Source organism: Pseudoxanthomonas suwonensis J47 (assembly GCF_000513955.1).
Lineage (GTDB): Bacteria > Pseudomonadota > Gammaproteobacteria > Xanthomonadales > Xanthomonadaceae > Pseudoxanthomonas > Pseudoxanthomonas suwonensis_C.
In genome coordinates this window covers 32,072-51,537 of the sequence record NZ_AZUZ01000019.1, presented here as the reverse complement: position 1 = coordinate 51,537, position 19,466 = coordinate 32,072, and the positions used below count along the sequence as shown (strand labels likewise).

General features: G+C 72.4%; 18 protein-coding genes. 8 read left to right on the top strand and 10 right to left on the bottom strand.

What is annotated here, in order from left to right; genetic code table 11:
- Positions 1 to 22: 22 nt before the first annotated feature.
- Positions 23 to 1,543, bottom strand: coding sequence for a YifB family Mg chelatase-like AAA ATPase (locus tag M503_RS0106940; RefSeq protein ID WP_028919552.1), 1,521 nt, complete (start codon positions 1,541 to 1,543; stop codon positions 23 to 25).
- A 7-nt stretch (positions 1,544 to 1,550) separates the two neighbouring features.
- A complete protein-coding gene (gene ubiK, locus M503_RS0106935) occupies positions 1,551 to 1,829 on the bottom strand; it encodes a ubiquinone biosynthesis accessory factor UbiK (protein ID WP_024868901.1) in 279 nt (92 codons plus the stop codon).
- A 189-nt stretch (positions 1,830 to 2,018) separates the two neighbouring features.
- On the opposite strand from ubiK, the gene M503_RS0106930 reads away from it, so the two are divergent.
- Positions 2,019 to 2,357, top strand: a complete 339-nt coding sequence (locus M503_RS0106930) for a P-II family nitrogen regulator (RefSeq protein WP_024868900.1) — start codon at positions 2,019 to 2,021, stop codon at positions 2,355 to 2,357.
- A 59-nt stretch (positions 2,358 to 2,416) separates the two neighbouring features.
- On the opposite strand, the gene M503_RS0106925 is transcribed toward M503_RS0106930, so the two are convergent.
- Positions 2,417 to 3,067: a phosphotransferase gene (locus M503_RS0106925; RefSeq protein ID WP_028928159.1), complete on the bottom strand. Its 651-nt coding sequence runs from the start codon at positions 3,065 to 3,067 to the stop codon at positions 2,417 to 2,419.
- Positions 3,068 to 3,272: 205 nt separating this feature from the next.
- A complete protein-coding gene (speE, locus tag M503_RS0106920; protein ID WP_028919555.1) occupies positions 3,273 to 4,127 on the bottom strand; it encodes a polyamine aminopropyltransferase in 855 nt (284 codons plus the stop codon).
- A gap of 153 nt (positions 4,128 to 4,280) precedes the next feature.
- Here speE and speA point away from each other — a divergent pair, with 153 nt between their 5' ends.
- Positions 4,281 to 6,173, top strand: coding sequence for an arginine decarboxylase (gene speA, locus M503_RS0106915; protein WP_028919556.1), 1,893 nt, complete (start codon positions 4,281 to 4,283; stop codon positions 6,171 to 6,173).
- Positions 6,174 to 6,243: 70 nt separating this feature from the next.
- Positions 6,244 to 6,921: a MarC family NAAT transporter gene (locus tag M503_RS0106910; RefSeq protein ID WP_028928158.1), complete on the top strand. Its 678-nt coding sequence runs from the start codon at positions 6,244 to 6,246 to the stop codon at positions 6,919 to 6,921.
- Between the two features lie 39 nt (positions 6,922 to 6,960).
- On the opposite strand, the gene M503_RS0106905 is transcribed toward M503_RS0106910, so the two are convergent.
- The 4 genes from M503_RS0106905 to radC form a co-directional block, all read right to left on the bottom strand.
- A complete protein-coding gene (locus M503_RS0106905; RefSeq protein ID WP_028919558.1) occupies positions 6,961 to 7,710 on the bottom strand; it encodes an SDR family NAD(P)-dependent oxidoreductase in 750 nt (249 codons plus the stop codon).
- A gap of 225 nt (positions 7,711 to 7,935) precedes the next feature.
- Positions 7,936 to 8,697 (bottom strand): SPOR domain-containing protein, encoded by a 762-nt coding sequence (locus M503_RS0106900; RefSeq protein WP_028919559.1) that lies wholly within the window; start codon positions 8,695 to 8,697, stop codon positions 7,936 to 7,938.
- Positions 8,698 to 8,727: 30 nt separating this feature from the next.
- Complete coding sequence (argS, locus tag M503_RS0106895) at positions 8,728 to 10,416, bottom strand: arginine--tRNA ligase (protein WP_028919560.1); 1,689 nt, start codon at positions 10,414 to 10,416, stop codon at positions 8,728 to 8,730.
- A 362-nt stretch (positions 10,417 to 10,778) separates the two neighbouring features.
- A complete protein-coding gene (radC, locus tag M503_RS0106885; protein ID WP_024868892.1) occupies positions 10,779 to 11,453 on the bottom strand; it encodes a RadC family protein in 675 nt (224 codons plus the stop codon).
- Between the two features lie 96 nt (positions 11,454 to 11,549).
- On the opposite strand from radC, the gene coaBC reads away from it, so the two are divergent.
- From coaBC to M503_RS0106870, 3 genes are read left to right on the top strand one after another with little or no spacing between them, the layout of a single operon-like run.
- Positions 11,550 to 12,797, top strand: coding sequence for a bifunctional phosphopantothenoylcysteine decarboxylase/phosphopantothenate--cysteine ligase CoaBC (coaBC, locus tag M503_RS0106880; RefSeq protein ID WP_028928157.1), 1,248 nt, complete (start codon positions 11,550 to 11,552; stop codon positions 12,795 to 12,797).
- Entirely contained in the window at positions 12,794 to 13,258 is a 465-nt protein-coding gene (dut, locus tag M503_RS0106875) for a dUTP diphosphatase (protein WP_028919562.1), read from the top strand. Before coaBC ends, dut begins: the two co-directional genes overlap by 4 nt.
- Before the next feature lie 51 nt (positions 13,259 to 13,309).
- Entirely contained in the window at positions 13,310 to 15,610 is a 2,301-nt protein-coding gene (locus tag M503_RS0106870) for a phosphomannomutase/phosphoglucomutase (protein ID WP_231472339.1), read from the top strand.
- Positions 15,611 to 15,785: 175 nt separating this feature from the next.
- On the opposite strand, the gene M503_RS0106865 is transcribed toward M503_RS0106870, so the two are convergent.
- Both M503_RS0106865 and pyrE read right to left on the bottom strand, forming a co-directional pair.
- A complete protein-coding gene (locus M503_RS0106865) occupies positions 15,786 to 16,481 on the bottom strand; it encodes a hypothetical protein (protein ID WP_081720964.1) in 696 nt (231 codons plus the stop codon).
- 22 nt (positions 16,482 to 16,503) lie between these two features.
- Entirely contained in the window at positions 16,504 to 17,163 is a 660-nt protein-coding gene (gene pyrE, locus M503_RS0106860) for an orotate phosphoribosyltransferase (RefSeq protein ID WP_028919565.1), read from the bottom strand.
- Between the two features lie 120 nt (positions 17,164 to 17,283).
- Between pyrE and M503_RS0106855 the strand changes: the two genes are divergently transcribed.
- Together M503_RS0106855 and M503_RS0106850 are read left to right on the top strand one after the other, a co-directional pair.
- Positions 17,284 to 18,096, top strand: coding sequence for an exodeoxyribonuclease III (locus M503_RS0106855; protein WP_028919566.1), 813 nt, complete (start codon positions 17,284 to 17,286; stop codon positions 18,094 to 18,096).
- Positions 18,093 to 19,412, top strand: coding sequence for an AmpG family muropeptide MFS transporter (locus M503_RS0106850; RefSeq protein WP_028919567.1), 1,320 nt, complete (start codon positions 18,093 to 18,095; stop codon positions 19,410 to 19,412). The genes M503_RS0106855 and M503_RS0106850 overlap by 4 nt, the downstream gene beginning before the upstream one ends.
- Positions 19,413 to 19,466: the final 54 nt, after the last annotated feature.

The window sequence follows — 19,466 nt, the reverse complement described above, 5'->3', positions numbered from 1 at the left end:
GTTCGCGACAGGCCTGCCCGGCTCAGGCCGGTCCCGGCACCGGCGCCAGCGGCGTGCGGTAACCCAGCGCCTCGGCCAGGTGCGCGGCGCCGATCCCGGCGCTGGCGTCGAGGTCGGCGATGGTCCGCGCCACCCGCAGCACGCGATGCAGGCTGCGCGCGGTCAGCTGCAGGCGTTCGGCGGCCTGTTCGAGCAGCTGCTGGCCGGCGTCGTCGAGGCGGCAGGCCGCGGCCAGGCCGGGGGCATCGAGGTGGGCGTTGAGGATGCCGCTGCGCGCCTGCTGGCGGTCGCGCGCCGCCTCCACCCGTACCCGCACCGCGGCGCTGGATTCGCCCGGGGGCGCGTCGGCGCGCAGCAGCGCCGGTGGCAGGCGCGCCATCGCCAGGTGCAGGTCGATGCGGTCCAGCAGCGGCCCGGACAGCCGGCTCCAGTAGCGGCGCACCATGTCCGGGGTGCAGCGGCAGCGCGAGGACGGATCGCCGGCCCAGCCGCAGGGGCAGGGGTTCATCGCCGCGACCAGCTGGAAGCGCGCCGGGAACTCGGCGCTGCGCGCGGCGCGGGAGATGGTGACGCGGCCGGATTCCAGCGGCTCGCGCAGCACTTCCAGCGCGGCCCGGCTCCACTCCGGGAGCTCGTCGAGGAACAGCACGCCGTTGTGCGCCAGCGAGATCTCGCCCGGCCGCGGCGGACTGCCGCCGCCGGCCAGGGCGACCGCGCTGGCGCCGTGGTGCGGCGCGCGGAACGGCCGCTGCCGCCAGCGCGCCGGGTCCAGGCCGCGGCCGCTGATCGAATGCACGGCCGCGGTCTCCAGCGCCTCGGCCTCGCTGGCCTCCGGCAACAGGCCGGGCAGGCGCGAGGCCAGCAGGGTCTTGCCGCAGCCGGGCGGGCCGCTCATCAGCAGGTGGTGGGCACCGGCGGCGGCGATTTCCAGTGCCCGGCGGGCCTGGGCCTGGCCGCGGACGTCGGCCAGGTCGGGGATGGCCGGGGCTGCGACCGGGCCGGCACCGGCCTCGGCCGCGCGCGGCAGCGAGGTGCGGCCGTCGAGCCCGGCGCAGGTTTCCAGCAGGGTGCGGGCGACATAGGCCTCCGCCTCGCGGGCCAGCGCCGCCTCGGCTGCGCTGCCGGCCGGCACCACCAGGCGGCGGCCGTCGCGCGCGGCGGCCAGCACCGCCGGCAGCACGCCGTCGATCGGGCGCAGCTCGCCGGTCAGGCCCAGCTCGCCGAGGAATTCGCAGCCGGCCAGGCGGTCGCGGTCGATCTGGCCGCTGGCGGCGAGGATGCCCAGGGCGATCGGCAGGTCGAAGCGGCCGCCGTCCTTGGGCAGGTCGGCAGGGGCGAGGTTGATGGTGATGCGCCGCTGCGGATATTCGAACTGGGCGCAGAGGATGGCGGCGCGCACGCGGTCGCGCGATTCGCGCACCGCCGCCGCGGGCAGGCCGACGATCTGGGTGGTGGGCAGGCCGCCGGAAAGGTGGACCTCCACCTGGACCGGCGGCGCGAGGACCCCGGCGCGGGCACGGCTGTGCACCAGCGCCAGGCCCATGGGTGGCTCAGCGGCTGCCGTCGGCCGGGTTGCCGGAGGACGGGGCCAGGCGCGCCTCCAGTTCGGCGACCTGGCGCTCCAGCGCCTCGAGCTTCTCGCGGGTGCGCAGCAGCACCGCGCGCTGCACGTCGAACTCCTCGCGGGTGACCAGGTCCAGGCGGGCCAGGCCGGACTGCAGCGCGGCGCGGAAGCTGGCCTGCAGCTCCTCGCCCGACTGGCGCAGGCCCGGCGGCACCAGGTCGGTGAGGCGGCGCGCGAGGTCGTCGATGTGCTCGAGGTTGATCATGGGTTCCTCCGGCGGGGATGCCAGTGTGCGCCGGCGGGGCGGCGGTGGGGATCGGGAAGCGGCGCCGGCTGGCGTCGGAAAACTCCGAAACCGGGCCGTGGGGGCAGGGCATTGGAAACCGCCGTGCCCGGGCGTGGCAAGCAGGCGTCGCGTTATCCTGTCCTGCCCACCTGCAAGCGGAGTCGCCTGATGAAGATGGTCATGGCCGTGATCAAGCCGTTCAAGCTCGACGACGTGCGCGAGGCGCTGTCGGCGCTGGGCGTGGCCGGCATCACCGTCACCGAGGTGAAGGGTTTCGGCCGGCAGAAGGGCCACACCGAGCTGTACCGCGGGGCCGAGTACGTGGTCGATTTCCTGCCCAAGGTGAAGGTCGAGGTCGCGGTCACCGACGACCAGGTCGAGGCGGTGGTGGAAGCCATCGTGCGCGCGGCCGGCACCGGCAAGATCGGCGACGGCAAGGTCTTCGTCTACGACCTGGGCCAAGTGGTGCGCATCCGCACCGGCGAGCTGGACGCCGACGCCCTGTAAGCGGAGAGGCCGCCTCGCGGCGGCCTCTCCATGTCAGCCTGTCGGCGCGCGGCGCCGGCTCAATGCCCGCGGAGGTCGCGGTAGAAGCGCTTCCAGCCTTCGCGCACGGCGGTCACCCAGCGCGGCTTGGCCAGCACCGACGACACGAAGTCGCCCGGCGCGCGCCCGGTCAGGCGCTGCTCGATGCGGAACGCGTTGGCGATGTCGCTGCGGCGCAGCTCGCGCAGCACCGGCGCATTGCGCAGCCAGCGCGGCGTGCGCAGCGCCGAGGCGAAGTCCAGCAGCACCACGCGGTCGCCATTGACCATCACGTTGGCCGGGTGCAGGTCGTTGTGGGTGAACCCGCTGGCATGCAGCTGGGCCACCGCGCCGCGCAGCCGGCGGAACACCTCGTCGTCGACCTGGTCGGCGCTGCCCAGCGGCTCGCCCGGCACGAATTCCATGGTCAGGGCCAGGCCGCCGGCGATGCCCAGCAGCATCGGCGCATGCGCCCAGCCACGCAGGCGGCGCAGGATCCGCGCCTCGCGGCGGACCAGCAGGCGCGCCAGCGGCGCCAGCGGGGTGCACCGGTAGCGGCTGTAGTCCTTCACCACGGCGGGCATGTCGTCGACCCGGGTCACGTAGACGTCCGGCTCGAGCAGGCGCTCGCCGCGCTTGAGCAGCTGGGCGCGGGGAAGGGGGGTGGGCAGGGCGAGGGGGAAGGTGGTCATGGGGGAATGGCGACCCGTCGCGTCCGGGGGAAGACACGGGGCCGGCTGGGGTGGTGTGGCGAAGCCTAGGGTGGGGCACGGCCGTATAAACGGCGTGCCGCTCATTAATGCGTTGCGGTGCCGCAACACTGGCTTAATTACGGGGTTTCCGGCCGTTTCCGGCCTGTGCCGGACCTCACGGCGAGGTCCGGCGGTCGGCGTCCGTTCAGGCTTCGCCGAGGGCCTCGGCCACGAACGGCGGGGCGACCAGGACGCCCTGGTGCAGGTGCGCGCTGTAATAGCGGGTCGGGAAGCCCTTGGCGGCCGCGTCGGCCTGGCGGAAGTCGAAGCCCTGGCCCTTGCGCGCCAAGGTCACGCTCCACCAGCCGGTCGGGTAGCACGGCTGCGGGAACGGCAGGGTCTTGAAGGTGCTGAAGCCGGCCTTGCCCATCTCGGCACGCATGGCCTTGATCAGCTCCAGCTGGGCCAGCGGCGATTCGCTCTGCTGGACCAGGATGCCGTCGTCCTTCAGCGCGCGGAAGCAGCTGGCGTAGAAGTCCTTGTTGAACAGGCCTTCGGCCGGGCCGACCGGGTCGGTCGAGTCCACGATCACCACGTCCACGCTGCCGGCCGGGCAGTTGGCCATGTAGGCCACGCCGTCGTCGAACAGCAGCTCGGCGCGCGGATCGGCGTTGGCATCGCACAGCTCCGGGAAATGCTTCTCGGCCATGCGGGTGACCTGCTCGTCGATGTCGCACTGGGTGGCGCTCTCCACGCCCGGGTGCTTGAGCACCTCGCGCAGGGTGCCGCAGTCGCCGCCGCCGATGATCACCACGCGCTTCGGAGCGGCGTGGGTGAACAGCACCGGGTGGGCGATCATCTCGTGGTACAGGAAGTTGTCGCGGGTGGTGAGCATCACCGCGCCGTCGATCAGCATCAGGTTGCCCCAGTCGGTCGTCCTGTAGATCTCGATCTTCTGGAACGGCGACTGGACCTCGTCGAGCTTGGCCTCGATCCGGTAGCCGATGGCCGACCCGGTCGGCTCGAAATGCTCGATGTACCAGTTGTCCTGGGTGCTCATGGCGGTCCTCGTGGGGGAGCGTGGGGCGGCGCGGCTGGCGGCCTGGCGGGCCGGCGCGGGGTGGCCCGGCGGCGGGGCCGCGCATTGTAACGGAGCATTCTGAACCGCAGGGTTAGAATGCGCGTCCTTTTCCGTCCCCCGAGCCGCACGCCGATGAGCGACTGGTCCGCCGACCACGCCCGCAAGACCTGGTCCATCCCGCACTGGTCGGGTGGGTACTTCGACGTGGCCGATGGCGCCATGCAGGTGCTGCCGCGCGGCGAAGGCGGCCCGGCGCTGCCGCTGCCGGCGCTGGTGGAGGCGGCCCGCGGCCGCGGCATGCAGCTGCCGCTGCTGCTGCGTTTCCCGGACATCCTCGGCGACCGCCTGGGGCGGCTGCAGGACGCCTTCGCCCAGGCCATGGCCGAGTGGGACTACGCCGGCGGCTACACCGCCGTGTACCCGATCAAGGTCAACCAGCACCGCGGCGTGGCCGGCACCCTGGCCTCGCACCAGGGCGAGGGCTTCGGCCTGGAGGCCGGCAGCAAGCCGGAGCTGATGGCGGTGCTGGCGCTGTCGCGCCCGGGCGGCCTGATCGTGTGCAACGGCTACAAGGACCGCGAATACATCCGCCTGGCCCTGATCGGGCGCAAGCTCGGCCTGGAGACCTTCATCGTCATCGAGAAGCCCTCCGAGCTGGCGCTGGTGATGGAGGAGGCGCGCGCGCTGGACGTGCGCCCGGGCCTGGGCGTGCGCATGCGCCTGGCCAGCCTCGGCGCCGGCAAGTGGCAGAACAGCGGCGGCGACAAGGCCAAGTTCGGCCTCTCCCCGCGCCAGGTGCTGGACCTGTGGAAGTCGCTGCGCGACACCGGCATGGCCGACTGCCTGCAGCTGCTGCACTTCCACATGGGCTCGCAGATCTCCAACGTGCGCGACATCGCCAACGGCATGCGCGAGGCGGTGCGCTACTTCACCGAGCTGTCGCGGCTGGGCGCGACGATCCGCTACATGGACGTCGGCGGCGGCCTGGGCATCGACTACGAAGGCACCCGTTCGCGCAGCTACTGCTCGATCAACTACGGGCTGAACCAGTACGCGGCCAACATCGTGCAGCCGCTGGCCGAGGCCTGCGCCGGACTGGGCCTGCCGCAGCCGCGCATCGTCACCGAGTGCGGCCGCGCGATGACCGCGCACCACGCGGTGCTGGTGGCCAACACCACCGAGGTGGAGAAGGCGCCGGAAGGCCGCGTGCCCGACGCCCACGACGACGAGCCGGCGGCGATCCGCCACCTGCGCGAGCTGCACTCCGACCTCGACCGGCGTCCGCCCCTGGAACTGTTCCACGAGGCCCAGCACTTCCACGCCGAGGGCCTGGCCGCCTATGCGCTGGGCCAGATCGACCTGCCGCAGCGGGCGCGCGTGGACGACCTGTTCTACGCCGTCGCCCACGGCGTGCGCGCGCGCCTCGACGGCGCCGAGCGCAGCCACCGCGCGGCGCTGGACGAGCTCAACGACCGCCTGGTCGACAAGTACTTCGTCAACTTCAGCGTATTCGAGTCGATCCCCGACGCATGGGCGATCGACCAGGTGTTCCCGATCGTGCCGATCGAGCGCCTCGACGAGGAACCGACCCGCCGCGGCGTGATCGCCGACATGACCTGCGACTCCGACGGCATGGTGAAGACCTACGTCGAGAACGGCGGCCTGGACACCTCGCTGCCGCTGCACCCGGTGCGCCACGGCGAGAGCTACCGGCTGGCGTTCTTCCTGGTCGGCGCCTACCAGGAGATCCTCGGCGACATCCACAACCTGTTCGGCGACACCGATGCGGTGGAAGTGCGGCTGACCGGGGAGGGCGGCTACGAGCTGACCCAGCAGCGCCGCGGCGACACCACCGACGTGATGCTGGACTATGTCGGCTACCGCCTCGACGACCTGCGCGCGGCCTACGCCCAGCGCGTGCACGACGCGCGCCTGCCGCAGGACGAGTCGCTGGCCATCGCCGCCGCGCTGGAAGCCGGCCTGACCGGCTACACCTACCTGTCCGACGAGGCACCGCTGGCCTGATCGCGGCGCGGCGTGCAGGCGCCGCGCGATTGGGTGAAGATGCGGCCATCCCGTCAGATGGGGGTGGCCGATGCTGGACCTGCTGAAGGCCGTCGCGATCGGACTGGCGGCGATCCTGCCGCTGGCCAATCCGCTGACCACCGTGGCCCTGATGATGGGCCTGTCCCACGGCATGGACGAGGCCGAGCGCAACCGCCAGGCGCTGCGCGCGTCGATCTACGTGTTCGTGATCATGGCCGTCGCCTACTACGTCGGCCAGCTGGTGATGAACGTGTTCGGCATCTCGATCACCGGCCTGCGCATCGCCGGCGGGCTGATCGTGTCGTTCATCGGCTTCCGCATGCTGTTCCCGGAGCAGCGCCTGGACGAGACGCCCGAGGTCGAGCGGCGCAGCGAGGAACTGCGCCAGCACCGTACCGAGGACATCGCCTTCATCCCGCTGGCCATGCCCAGCACCGCCGGACCCGGCACCATCGCCCTGATCATCAGCCTCGCCGCGGCGGTGCGCGACGAGCGGCCCTACGCGGAGTGGGTGATGCTGGTCGCGCCTCCGCTGGTGTTCGCCCTGGCCAGCCTGATCCTGCTGCTGTGCCTGCGCAGCGCCACGCGGATCATGCGCGTGCTCGGCAACAGCGGCGTGGAGGCGTTCTCGCGGCTGATGGGCTTCCTGCTGGTCTGCATCGGCGTGCAGTTCGTGGTCAACGGCATCTACGAGATCGCCACGGAAGTGCAGGCGCGGCTGGGCTGAGCGGAGAGAGGGCGGTAGGCGCCGCCCCGTGGCGTGGCCTCAGCCGCGGAACACCTGGAAGCCGGCGAAGCTCTGCGTCACCGGCATGATCTCCAGCCGGTTGATGTTGAGGTGCGGCGGCAGGGTGGCGACGTAGTAGATCTGCCCGGCGATGTCCTCGGCGGTCATCGGCTGGGCGCCCTTGTACAGCGCGTCCGAGGCGGCCTGGTTGCCATGCGTGCGGACCAGGGTGAACTCGGTCTCGGCCATGCCCGGCTCGATCGTGGTCACGCGCACGCCGGTGCCGTGCAGGTCGCTGCGCAAATTCAGCGAGAACTGGCTGACGAAGGCCTTGGTGCCGCCGTAGACATTGCCGCCGGGATACGGGTAAACGCCGGCGACGGAGCTGACGTTGATGATCGCGCCCTTGCGCTCGACCAGCTGCGGCAGCAGGCGGTGCGTGAGGGTGACCAGCGCGGTGACGTTGGTGTCGATCATCGTGCGCCAGTCCTCGAGGCTGGCCTGCTGCGCCGGGGCGGTGCCCAGCGCCAGGCCGGCGTTGTTGACCAGCACGTCGATGGCGGCGAACTCCGCCGGCAGCGCCGACAGCGCCGCATCCATCGCCGCCGCGTCGCGCACGTCGAAGCAGGCCGGGTGCACGTTGGCCGCGCCCAGTTCATCCACCAGCGCCTGCAGGCGGCTCTCGCGGCGGCCGGTGGCCACCACCTTCCAGCCGGCGGCGACGAAACGACGGGCGGCAGCCAGTCCGAAGCCGGAAGTGGCGCCGGTGATGAAGGCGGTCTTGGACATCGCAGATTCCCTGGTAGGACAAGCCTGCCGATTTTCGCACCATCGCGCGCCGATGGCCCAACAAAGGGGTGCAGGCCCCTCGCCGATGCGCTGTCAGACGGAGGCAGCCCCCCCTTGAGTCAAGGGGGGCGCGCCGGCAGGCGCAGGGGGTTGTGGGTGGGGCGTAGCGGCACGGGGCCCAAGGTTTGCAAGGCAAACCCTGGGGTAATACCGCCCAAGGCGGTATTACTGCGCCCGGATAGCCATCGCCGGCAGCCCGCTGTCGGCGAGCTTCTGCTTGGCCTCGGCCAGTTCGCTGGCGGTGGCGTATGGCCCCATGCGCACGCGGTAGACGGTGCGGCCGTTGGCCTGGCCGGTTTCCACGCGCGCGCCGAGGCCGATCATCGCGATGCGGGCCTTCACTTCCTCCGCGTCGCCGGAACTGCCGAAGGCGCCGGCCTGCAGGATGTAGCGCGCGCCGTCGGCCTTGGCCGGCGTCGCAGCCGCGGTGGTGGTCGCAGGCGTCGCGGCCGGCGCAGGCGTGGTGGCCGCGCTGGTGGTGGCCGCAGTCGCCGGTGCCGGGGTGGCCGCCGCCGGCGCGGGCGTGCGGCCTTCCAGCGCGTCGCGGGCGCGGCGCGCCTCGGCCTGCTGGCGGCGCGCCTCTTCCTCGCGCGCGCTGGCGGCCAGCTCGGCGTCGGACATGCGCACTTCGTTGCCCGGCAGCACGGTGTAGAAGTCGTACTGCGGCGCGGTCTCGACGGGCGCCGGTTCCGGCAGCGCCGGGGTGTCGGCGATCGCGTCCGGATCGGCGATCGGCGCCGGCTGCGCGTCGGGGTTGGCCTTCGGGCCGAAACGGGCGAAGCCGTCGCCGTCCTTCTTCAGCAGGCCCGGCACGGCCAGCACCACCACCGCGCCGATCGCCAGGCCGACCACCAGCCAGACCCAGGCCGGGCGACCGCCATTGCCGCCGTTGCGCTTCGCCTGGCTCCTGCCACGTCTTGCCGCCATTACATCGTTCTCCGCTTGCTGCCTGACCGCTTACATCCGCTCCGGCGCGCTCACGCCGAGGAGGCCGAGGCCGTTGGCCAGCGCCTGCCGCACGGCCAGCGCCAGCGCCAGGCGCGCGTCGCGCAGGTCGGCGTCCTCCACCAGCACGGGGGTGTTCGCGTACCAGGTGTGGAAAGCATAGGCCAGTTCGCGCAGGTACTGGGCGACCAAGTGCGGTTCCAGCGACTGGCCCGCCGCCTCGACCACTTCCGGATAGCGCGACAGCTCGACCATCAGCGCCAGCGAGCCCTCGTCGTCCAGGCGCGCCAGCTGCGCCAGCGCGTTGGCCTGGTCGTAGGCGTAGCCCTTCTCGGCGGCCTGGCGCAGCAGCGCGCACACCCGGGCGTGCGCGTACTGCACGTAGAACACCGGGTTGTCGTTGCTCTGCTGGCGTGCCAGGTCGATGTCGAACACCAGCTGCGAATCGGGCTTGCGCGCGATCAGGAACCAGCGGGTCGCGTCGCGCCCGGCTTCCTCGATCAGGTCGCGCAGGGTCAGGTAGGAGCCGGCGCGCTTGGACAGCTTCACTTCCTCGCCGCCGCGCATCACCGTGACCATCTGGTGCAGTACGTATTCCGGCCAGCCCTTGGGGATGCCCACGTCCAGCGCCTGCAGGCCGGCGCGCACGCGCGCCAGCGAGCCGTGGTGGTCGGCACCCAGCTCGGTGATCGCGCGCTCGTAGCCGCGCTGCCACTTGCTCAGGTGGTAGGCCACGTCCGGCACGAAGTAGGTGTAGGTGCCGTCGGACTTGCGCATCACGCGGTCCTTGTCGTCGCCGAAGTCGGTGGTGCGCAGCCACAGCGCGCCGCCTTCCTCGTACGTGTGGCCCTTGGCGGTGAGCTCGCGCACGGTCTCTTCGACCTTGCCGTCGCGGTACAGCGAGCTCTCCAGGAAGTAGATGTCGAAGTCGACGCCGAACGCGGCCAGGTCCTGGTTCTGCTCGTTGCGCAGGTAGGCCACGGCGAAGCGGCGGATCGCCTCGAAGTCCCCGGCGTCGCCGCTGCCGGTGACCGCGTGGCCCTCGATCTCCACGGTGTCGCCGCGCGCGTAGGCATCGGCCACGTCCTGGATGTAGTCGCCGTTGTAGGCTTCCGCCGGCCACTGTTCGTCGCCGGGCCTGAAGCCGCGCAGGCGCGCCTGCACCGAACGGGCCAGGTTCTCGATCTGCACGCCGGCGTCGTTGTAGTAGAACTCGCGCTTGACCTTCCAGCCGTTGGCATCGAGCACCCGGGCGATGCAGTCGCCGATCGCCGCGGCGCGGCCGTGGCCGACGTGCAGCGGGCCGGTCGGGTTGGCCGACACGTATTCCACGCCGGCGGTGCGGCCGCCGCCGGAGCTGTTGCAGCCGTACTCGGCGCCGTGGCGCAGGGCGGCGGCGACTTCGCGCTGCCAGGCACCCGGGCTGAGGTGGAAATTGATGAAGCCCGGCCCGGCGATCTCGACCCGGGCGACATCGTCGCTGGCCGGCAGCGCCGCGACCAGCGCCTGCGCCACCGCGCGCGGGTTGGTGCGCGCGGCCTTGGCCAGCAGCATCGCCGCGTTGGTGGCGAAGTCGCCGTGTTCGCGGGTCTTCGGCCGCTCGATGACGAAGTCGGGGGTGGCCACGTCGGCGGGCAGGGTGCCGGCGGCGCGCAGCGCTTCGATGCCCTGGGAAACCAGGGCGCTGAGAAGGATCTTCACTCGGGGGACGGTTTCATGCGGTCTGGCCGGGCATTTTACCTGCTAAGCCGCAGCGGGGCGGCCGGGCCTCCCTGGCGGGGCCGGGGCCCGGATCGCAGGCAGGCCGGGCCGGACAGCCCCGCCAGTGGCCAAAGCCTGAACGGAGTGACTTGTCCGGCCCCGGCTGGAGCGGGCACGTGCCGGGAGCTCCTTCGGGGCCGGCGCCACCACGCTCACCGTGGCCGGCACGCGCGCGACGGCCTCCATGAGTGTGCCTTGGTCTTGCCACCCGGCCCCGCTGGCCCGCCCGCCGCATCGCCCTTGCCGGTGCCAGACGCCGCGGCGAGGCGGCGGCTCGGAGACCGCCCCGCCGCGGCGCCGGCTCAGACCAGCCCGCGCGCGGCCATCGACACCGGCTCGCCGTCGCCGACCACGAAATGGTCCAGCAGCCGGATCTCGACCAGCCCCAGGGCCTGCTTCAGCCGGGCGGTGACCGCACGGTCGGCCGCCGAGGGGTCGCTGCAGCCGGAAGGGTGGTTGTGGCCGACGATCACCGCCGCGGCGTTGTGCGCCAGGGCCCGCCGCACGATCTCGCGCGGATGCACCTCGGCACCGTCGATGGTGCCGTGGAACAGCTCCTCGAAGGCCAGCGCCCGGTGCCGGGTGTCCAGGAACAGCACCGCGAACACCTCGTGCGGGCGGCTGCGCAGGCGCCGGGCGAAGTAGCGGCCGGCGGCGGCCGGATCGGTCAGCACCTCGCCGCGCTCCAGCGCCGCGGCCAGGTGGCGGTTGCCCAGTTCCAGCGCCGCCGCCAGCTGGCAGGCCCGCGCCGGGCCCAGCCCGGGCAGCCGCGCCAGCCCGGCCGGCGGCCGGTCCAGCAGGGCGCGCAGCGGGCCGTGGCTGGCCAGCAGCTCTCGCGCGGTCTGCACCGCATCGCGGCCGTGCAGGCCGGAGCCGAGGAAGATGGCGAGCAGTTCGGCGTCCGACAGCCCGGCCGGGCCGCGGGCCAGCAGCCTTTCCCGGGGGCGTTCGTCGCTGGGCCAGTCGCGGATGCGCATGCAGCCACTGTGCCGTCCGGCGGCGACGCGCGGGATCGGCCGGTGCCGGCGCTTGGAGTAAGCTGGACACCCTGTTCAGCGTAGGAAAACGCCCGCGTGAGTGTCACCGCCAACAGCCCGCTTGCCGGGCAGCGGATCCTGTTGTGCGTCGGGGGCGGGATTGCCGCCTACAAGGCGCTGGAGCTCGTGCGTCGCCTGCGCGACGCCGGCGCGGACGTGCAGGTGGCGATGACCGCCGGCGCGCAGCAGTTCGTCACCCCGCTCAGCTTCCAGGCCCTGTCCGGCTATCCGGCGCGCACCACGCTGTGGGACAGCGCCGCCGAGCAGGCGATGGGCCACCTGGAACTGGCGCGCTGGGCCGACCGCGTGATCGTCGCACCGGCCACCGCCGACCTGCTCGCGCGCCTGGCCCATGGCCTGGCCGACGACCTGGTCACCACCCTGTGCCTGGCCACCGAAGCGCCGCTGGCGGTGGCCCCGGCGATGAACCACCGCATGTGGAAGCACCCGGCCACCGTCGCCAACGTCGAGCTGCTGCGCTCGCGCGGCGTGCAGGTGATCGGCCCGGACGACGGCCCCCTGGCCGAAGGCGAATCCGGCCCCGGCCGCCTGGCCGAGCCGGAGGCGATCGTCGCCGCGCTGGCCGGCGCGACCGCCCCGGCGGCCGGAGCGGGCCCCGGCCTGCTGCAGGGGCTGAAGGTGGTGGTCACCGCCGGCCCGACCTACGAGGACCTGGATCCGGTCCGCTACCTGGGCAACCGCAGTAGCGGCAAGATGGGCTTCGCCGTCGCCACCAGCGCGGCGCGCGCCGGCGCCGAGGTGGTGCTGGTCGCCGGCCCGGTGCAGCTGGACACGCCGCCGGGCGTGCAGCGGGTCAACGTCCGCTCGGCCGCGCAGATGCGCGATGCAGTCAACGCCGCGCTGCCGGCCGACGTCTACATCGGCGCCGCCGCGGTCGCCGACTACACCCCGCGCGCGTTCTCGCCGAACAAGATCAAGAAGACCGGTACCGGCGAAACCCTCGCCCTGGACCTGGTGCGCACGCCGGACATCCTCGCCGAGGTCGCCAGCCGCGAGGACGCCGGCCTGAAGCTGGTGGTCGGCTTCGCCGCCGAAACCAACAACGTGGCCGACTACGCGCGGCAGAAGCTGGAGGCCAAGCGCCTGGACCTGATCGTCGCCAACCGCGTCGGCGTGCCCGGCACCGGTTTCGAGAGCGACGACAACGCCATGACCGCGTACTGGCCCGGCGGCGAGCGCGACTTCCCGCCGGCGCCGAAGCTGCGCCTGGCCGATGGCCTGGTCGAACTGGTCGCCGAACGGCTGCGGGCGGACGCGCGATGAGCCTGGTGCACGAGCTGGAAGTGCGCGTGCTCGACCCGCGCTTCGGCGCGGAGTGGCCGCTGCCCGGGTACGCTACCGCCGCCAGCGCCGGGATGGACCTGCGCGCGGCGATCGCGGACGACCTGGTGCTGCAGCCCGGCGACGCCGAGCTGGTCCCCAGCGGCCTGTCGATCCATGTCGCCGATCCGGGCCTGTGCGCGCTGGTGCTGCCGCGCTCGGGCCTGGGCCACCGCCATGGCATCGTGCTGGGCAACGGTACCGGCCTGATCGACGCCGATTACCAGGGGCCGTTGCTGATCAGCGTGTGGAATCGCGGCCGCGAGGCGTTCACGATCCACCCGGGCGACCGCATCGCCCAGCTGGTCCTGGCACCGATCGTGCGGGCAGAACTGAAGGTGGTCGAAAGCTTCGCCGGCTCCGCGCGCGGCGAAGGGGGGTTCGGCCACACCGGAGTACGTTGACAGGGGGAACTGGAAGCGATGGGCCAGATGGATGCAGGACGGGGAGCGCAGATGAAGCGCAGTGGACCGCTGCTGGCGGTGCTGCTGGTGCTGGTCGCTGCGTGGGTCGGCTGGAGCGGGGTGCAGCAGTGGCGCGGCGACGTCCGTGCCGAAGCGCTGGGCGCGGCCCGCGACCGGATGGTCTCGACGACGGTGGACGCCGTCGCCGCGCAGACCCGGGATCTGGCCACGCGGCTGGCCCGGGAAGAGGTGCAGGCCGCGCTGGCCAGCGGCGATACCGCCGCCGCCGGCACCGCCCTGCTGGCCGGGTGGAACGGCGCCGGTCCGGCGCAGTTCCTGCCGGCAAGCCTGGCCCCGGCCTACGCCGACGCGGCCAACTTCGGCTACGCGCGCCTGGGCCTGCTGGAGAAGGCGCTGGCCGACGACGCCGCCACCGCCATGGTCGTGCGCGACGACGGCAAGCCGGCGCTGGGCGTGGCCGCGCCGGTGGCCGTGTCCGGCGCGCCGGCGGTGGTCTACGTGCGCCTGCCGCTGGGTGTCATCACCGCCGCCGTCGAACAGGCGCCGGTGCCGGATGGCGCCTACCTGGCGCTGCGCCAGGGCAACTACAACGTCGCCGAGCGCGGCGACGGCTCGCTCGGCGGCAGCGCCGACGTGCTGTCGCGCGAAGTCGGCAAGACCGGCCTGCGCGCCGCCGCGGCGCTGCCGGACGTGCCGGAAGGTCCGTTCGGGCTCGGTGCGCTGCCGTGCATGGTGCTGGCCGGCCTGCTGGCGGTGCTGGCCGTGCTGGTGCTGCTGATGGCGCTGGGCAAGCTGCCCAAGCTGAAGGTCCGCCGCAAGGCCGCCGACGAGCCGGAGGACGCCGAGCCGACCCTGGGCGAGGCCCTGCAGCGCGAGCAGGCCGCCGCCCCGGCCGCGCCCGCCGCGCGCGCGGCCGCCCCGGCGCCGGCCGCCACCGGTGTCGAGGTCGACCCGGGCATCTTCCGCGCCTACGACATCCGCGGCGTGGTCGGCCGCGAGCTCACCCCGCAGGTCGCCACGCTGATCGGCCAGGCCATCGGCAACCTGATGGAAGAGAAGGGCCTGACCGACATCGTGGTCGGCCGCGACGGCCGCCTGTCCGGCCCCGAGCTGGCCGCCGGCCTGGTCGAAGGCCTGCGCCGCGCCGGCCGCAACGTCATCGACGTGGGCCGGGTGCCGACGCCGGTGGTGTACTTCGCCGCCTACCACCTGCGCGCCGGCAGCGGCGTGGCGGTGACCGGCAGCCACAACCCGCCGGACTACAACGGCTTCAAGATCGTGGTCGGCGGCGAGACCCTCTCCGGCGACGCGATCCAGGACCTGTGCGAGCGCATCCGCGAAGGCCGCCTGCTGCAGGCCGCCGCGCCCGGCTCGCTGCAGCAGCAGTCGGTGGACGAGGACTACATCCGCCGCATCGCCGACGACGTGCAGGCCGAGCGCCCGCTCAAGGTCGTGGTCGATGCCGGCAACGGCGTGGCCGGCGACATCGCCCCGCGCCTGCTGGAGGCGATCGGCGCCGAGGTGATCCCGCTGTACTGCGAGGTCGACGGCAGCTTCCCCAACCACCATCCGGACCCGAGCGAGCCGCGCAACCTCGAGGACCTGGTGCAGATGGTGCAGCGCTTCGACGCCGACCTGGGCGTGGCCTTCGACGGCGACGGCGACCGCCTCGGCGTGGTGACGAAGGAAGGCCGGATCGTGTTCCCCGACCGCCTGCTGATGCTGTTCGCCGCCGACGTGCTGCAGCGCAATCCCGGCGCGCTGGTGATCTACGACGTGAAGTGCACGGGTCGCCTGCAGGACTACATCCTGCGCAACGGCGGCAGCCCGATGATGTGGAAGACCGGGCATTCGCTGATCAAGGCCAAGATGCGCGAGACCGAGGCGGAACTGGCCGGCGAGATGAGCGGCCACTTCTTCTTCAAGGAGCGCTGGTACGGCTTCGACGACGGCCTGTACTCGGCCGCGCGTCTGCTGGAGATCCTTGCCGGCCGTTTCGAGACCCCCTCGGAAGTGCTCGACGAGCTGCCCGGCGGCGTCTCCACCCCGGAGATCAAGGTGCCGGTCGACGGCAATCCGCACGCGCTGGTGGAGCGCTTCGTGCAGGCCGCGCAGGGGGAGGAATCGCCGTTCGCCGGTGCGCGCCTGACCACGATCGACGGCCTGCGCGCGGACTGGAGCGACGGCTGGGGCCTGCTGCGCGCGTCCAACACCACGCCTGTGCTGGTGCTGCGCTTCGAGGCCGACGACGATGCCGCGCTGCGGCGGATCAAGGACCTGTACCGCGAGCAGCTGCGCGCGCTGCTGCCGGACGCGGCGCTGGATTTCTGAGTGCGGGCGAAGGGCGGGCTTTCCCGCCCTTCGCGTTACTGCGAGCGGGTACGCGGGTGCGGCGTACGCCGTGCGCGCCGCCGGGAGCCGTGGAAACGGCGGGCGTCCGGCTCCTGCGTGGACCAGGCAACCGCGCGGCGGAGTTCCCGTCCGCGCGGAACCCGATGGTCGCCCGTCAGGGCGACGGCGGCGTGGCGTCGGCGGTGGCCGCGGTGGCTTCGGCGGCCGGGGCGATGCCCTTCAGCTCGCGGTAGCGCTGCAGGGTCTGCTCGATCTCGCTGTCCAGCTCGGCACGCTGGCGTTCGTAGCTGGCCTGCAGGACGGTGTTGTAGCGCAGCTGCGCGTGGCGGGCGCGGATGTCGTTGGCGACCTTGTCCGGCACCGGCTTGCCGGACAGCTCGCGCTCGCCGGCGGTGCGCAGCAGGGTGACCAGGCCTTCGCGCAGGCTGGTGACGTTGTAGCGCGTGGTGGCGATGCTGTTGTCGACCAGGTTGACCCGCTCGGCGAACACGCGGCGCAGTTCGTCCTCGGTCTGGAACGAGGTGAGCATGGCCTGGTCGGTGAGCCGCCGGGTCTCGGCGGCGGCGGCCTCGGTGCGGCGCACGGCCTCTTCCTCGGCCTGGGCGGCGCGCTCGGCGTCGGTGAGCGCGCGCTGCACCTCGGCGGTGCGCATCATGCCGCTGCTGGAGCTGATCTCCTCGCGGGCGACGCCCAGCGCCTCCGGCGGAAGAGAATCGGCGCAGATCCGCTTGCCGTCCTGGTCCCAGCAATAGAGCTTCTTCTTGGCGTTCTTGTCCTGCGCCGCGGCGGGCAGGGCCACGGCGGCCAACAGCGCGACCAGCAGCGGTCGCCACGTCTTCGTTACTGGCATCACGGCAGCCCCCCGCTGTCACTCAGCCGTTGGTTTCGCAGCCGTAGCGGGCGCGATAGGCCTGCAGCGGTGCGCGGAATGCTGAAAGTGTGTCCTTTCCGTCGGCGAATGCAAGCAGGTCGGCCAGGCCGGCCACCGCCAGCACCGGCACCCCGGCCTCGGCGGACACCGCCTGGGCGGCTGAACGGCGGTCCTGCTCGCCGGCGATCTCCTGCCGGTCCAGGGCCACCACGATCCCGGCCACGCTGCCGCCGGCGCCGGCGATGATCCCCAGCGCCTCGCGGATGGCCGTGCCGGCGGTGATCACGTCGTCCACCACCAGCACCTTGCGCCCGGCCAGCGGCGCGCCGATCAGGCTGCCGCCCTCGCCATGGGTCTTGGCCTCCTTGCGGTTGAACGCCAGCGGCAGGTCGCGGCCGCGGCGGGCGTACTCGCAGGCCAGCGCCGTGGCCAGCGGGATGCCCTTGTAGGCCGGGCCGAACAGCAGGTCGAACTCCACCCCGGAGGCGTCGATCGCATCGGCGTAGCACGCCGCCAGCGCGGCCAGGCTGGCGCCGCCGTCGAAGCGGCCGGCGTTGAAGAAATACGGGGACAGCCGTCCGGACTTGAGGGTGAACTCGCCGAAGCGCAGCGCGTCGGCGTCCAGGGCCAGCTGCAGGAAGCGGGTGCGGTGGTCGGACATCGCGGTGGAATGTGAGGGGGCTCAATAGGATACCCCCGCTGGCCGGCCCGGGCGGGGACGCCGGGCCTCACGGGCTGCCGGATTGGTTAGGCTAGCCGCCTGTCCGACCGGTTCTCCTGCATGCGCATCATCAGCTTCAACGCCAACGGCATCCGCTCCGCCGCGACCAAGGGTTTCTTCGACTGGCTCCAGGCCCAGGACGCCGACGTGGTGTGCCTGCAGGAGACCAAGTCGCAGGAGGACCAGCTCACCGATCCGCGCTTCCGCCCGGACGGCCACCACTGCTTCTACCGCGACGCCAGCACCAGGAAGGGCTACAGCGGCGTGGCGATCTACGCCAAGCGCGAGCCGGACGAGGTGCGCACGGCGCTGGGCCGGCCGGACTTCGACGAGGAAGGGCGCTACATCGAGGCGCGCTTCGGCAACCTGAGCGTGGTCTCGTTCTACATCCCGTCCGGCTCCTCGGGCGAGCTGCGCCAGGGCTACAAGTTCGAGGTGATGGAGTGGCTCGGGCCGATCCTCGACGAGTGGCTGGCCAGTGGCCGCGACTACGTGCTGTGCGGCGACTGGAACATCGTGCGCAGCCGTCTCGATATCAGGAACTGGACCTCCAACCAGAAGAATTCCGGCTGCCTGCCGCCGGAGCGCGCCTGGCTCAACGGCATGCTCTGCGACGACGGCGGCAGCGACGGCACGGCGCCGCGCGCGGACGGCTGGGTCGACACCTATCGCAGGCTGCATCCGCAGGGCCAGGACTACACCTGGTGGAGCAACCGCGGCGCCGCGCGCGCCAACAACGTGGGGTGGCGCATCGACTACCAGTTCGCGACCCCGGCGCTGGGCCAGCGGGCGCGGGCGTGCTCGATCTACCGCGAGCAGCGCTTCTCCGACCACGCGCCGTTCACCGTCGACTACGCGGACGCCGGCAAGTGAGCGAGGCCAAGCCGGCCGCCGGCGCGGCCACCAAGTACAAGGGCTGGGCCGGCATCCGCCGCGCCTTCGGCACGCCGTCGGCGCTGACCATGGCGCTGCTGGGCTTCGGCTGCGGCCTGCCGTTCCTGCCGATCGCGTCGATGACCCTCTCCACGCGCCTGCGCGATTCCGGGCTGGACCTGGGCAGCATCGGCCTGATCAGCCTGGCCAGCTTCTTCTACCTGTTCAAGTTCGTGTGGGCACCGCTGCTGGACCGCTACGTGTTCCGGCCGCTGGGCGTGTTCGGGCGCCGCCGTTCCTGGCTGCTGGCGTCGCAGCTGGGCATCGCCGCCGGCCTGGCCGCGCTGGCCTTCGTGCGCCCGGAGCTGGGCGTGGCGCCGCTGGTGGGCTGGGTGCTGTTCACCTCGTTCTGCGGCGCGACGCAGGACTCGGTGGTCGACGCCTACCGCATCGAGATCGCGCCGGCCAACGCGCAGGCGGCGCTGGCGGCGACCTACACCCTCGGTTACCGCATCGGCCTGATCCTCGGCGGCGCCGGCGCCCTGTACCTGGCCGACTTCGCCAGCTGGAAGATCGCCTACCTGGGCATGGCCGCGCTGATGCTGGCGCCGCTGCTGGCCACGCTGCTCAGCCGCGAGCCGGTGGCGCCGGAGATGACGGTGCAGCGCCGGATCGATTTCCTCGGCGCGTTCTGGCAGCCGTTCTCCAGCTTCTTCCGCAACAACGGCGTGGCCTTCGGCCTGGCCCTGCTGGTGTTCGTGGGCCTGTTCAAGTTCCCCGACCAGGTGATCGGGGTGATGGCCGGGCCGTTCTACCTGGATTCGGGTTACAGCAAGGCCGACATCGCCACGGTGTCCAAGCTGTACGGGATCTGGGCGGGCATCGGCGGCGCCTTCCTCGGCGGCATGTGCGTGGCGGCGTTCGGCTTCCGCCGGATGCTGCTGGTGGCGGCGCTGGGCGTGGCCCTGTCCAACCTGGCCTTCCTGCTGATGGCCAGGCATCCGTCCGAGCTGTGGGCGTTCTACGCGGCGATCACCGCCGACAACGTCGCCCAGGGCTTCGCCGGCACCACCCTGGTCGCGTTCATGTCGTCGCTGACCGACCGCAACTTCACCGCCACCCAGTTCGCGCTGATGGTGTCGCTGGCCAACCTGCCGGGCAAGTTCGCCGGCGGCGTCTCCGGCTACGTGGTGGAGGCCAGCTCGTACGGCACCTTCTTCCTGCTCAGCGCCCTGACCGTGGTGCCGACGCTGCTGCTGCTGGCCTGGCTGTGGCCGCGGATCCGCGAGGCGGCGCCGGTTCCGGCGGACGGCTGAAAACGCCGGTGGAAAGGCATGTCGACGCCGGCGATTCGTGGCAGTCTTGGCCGT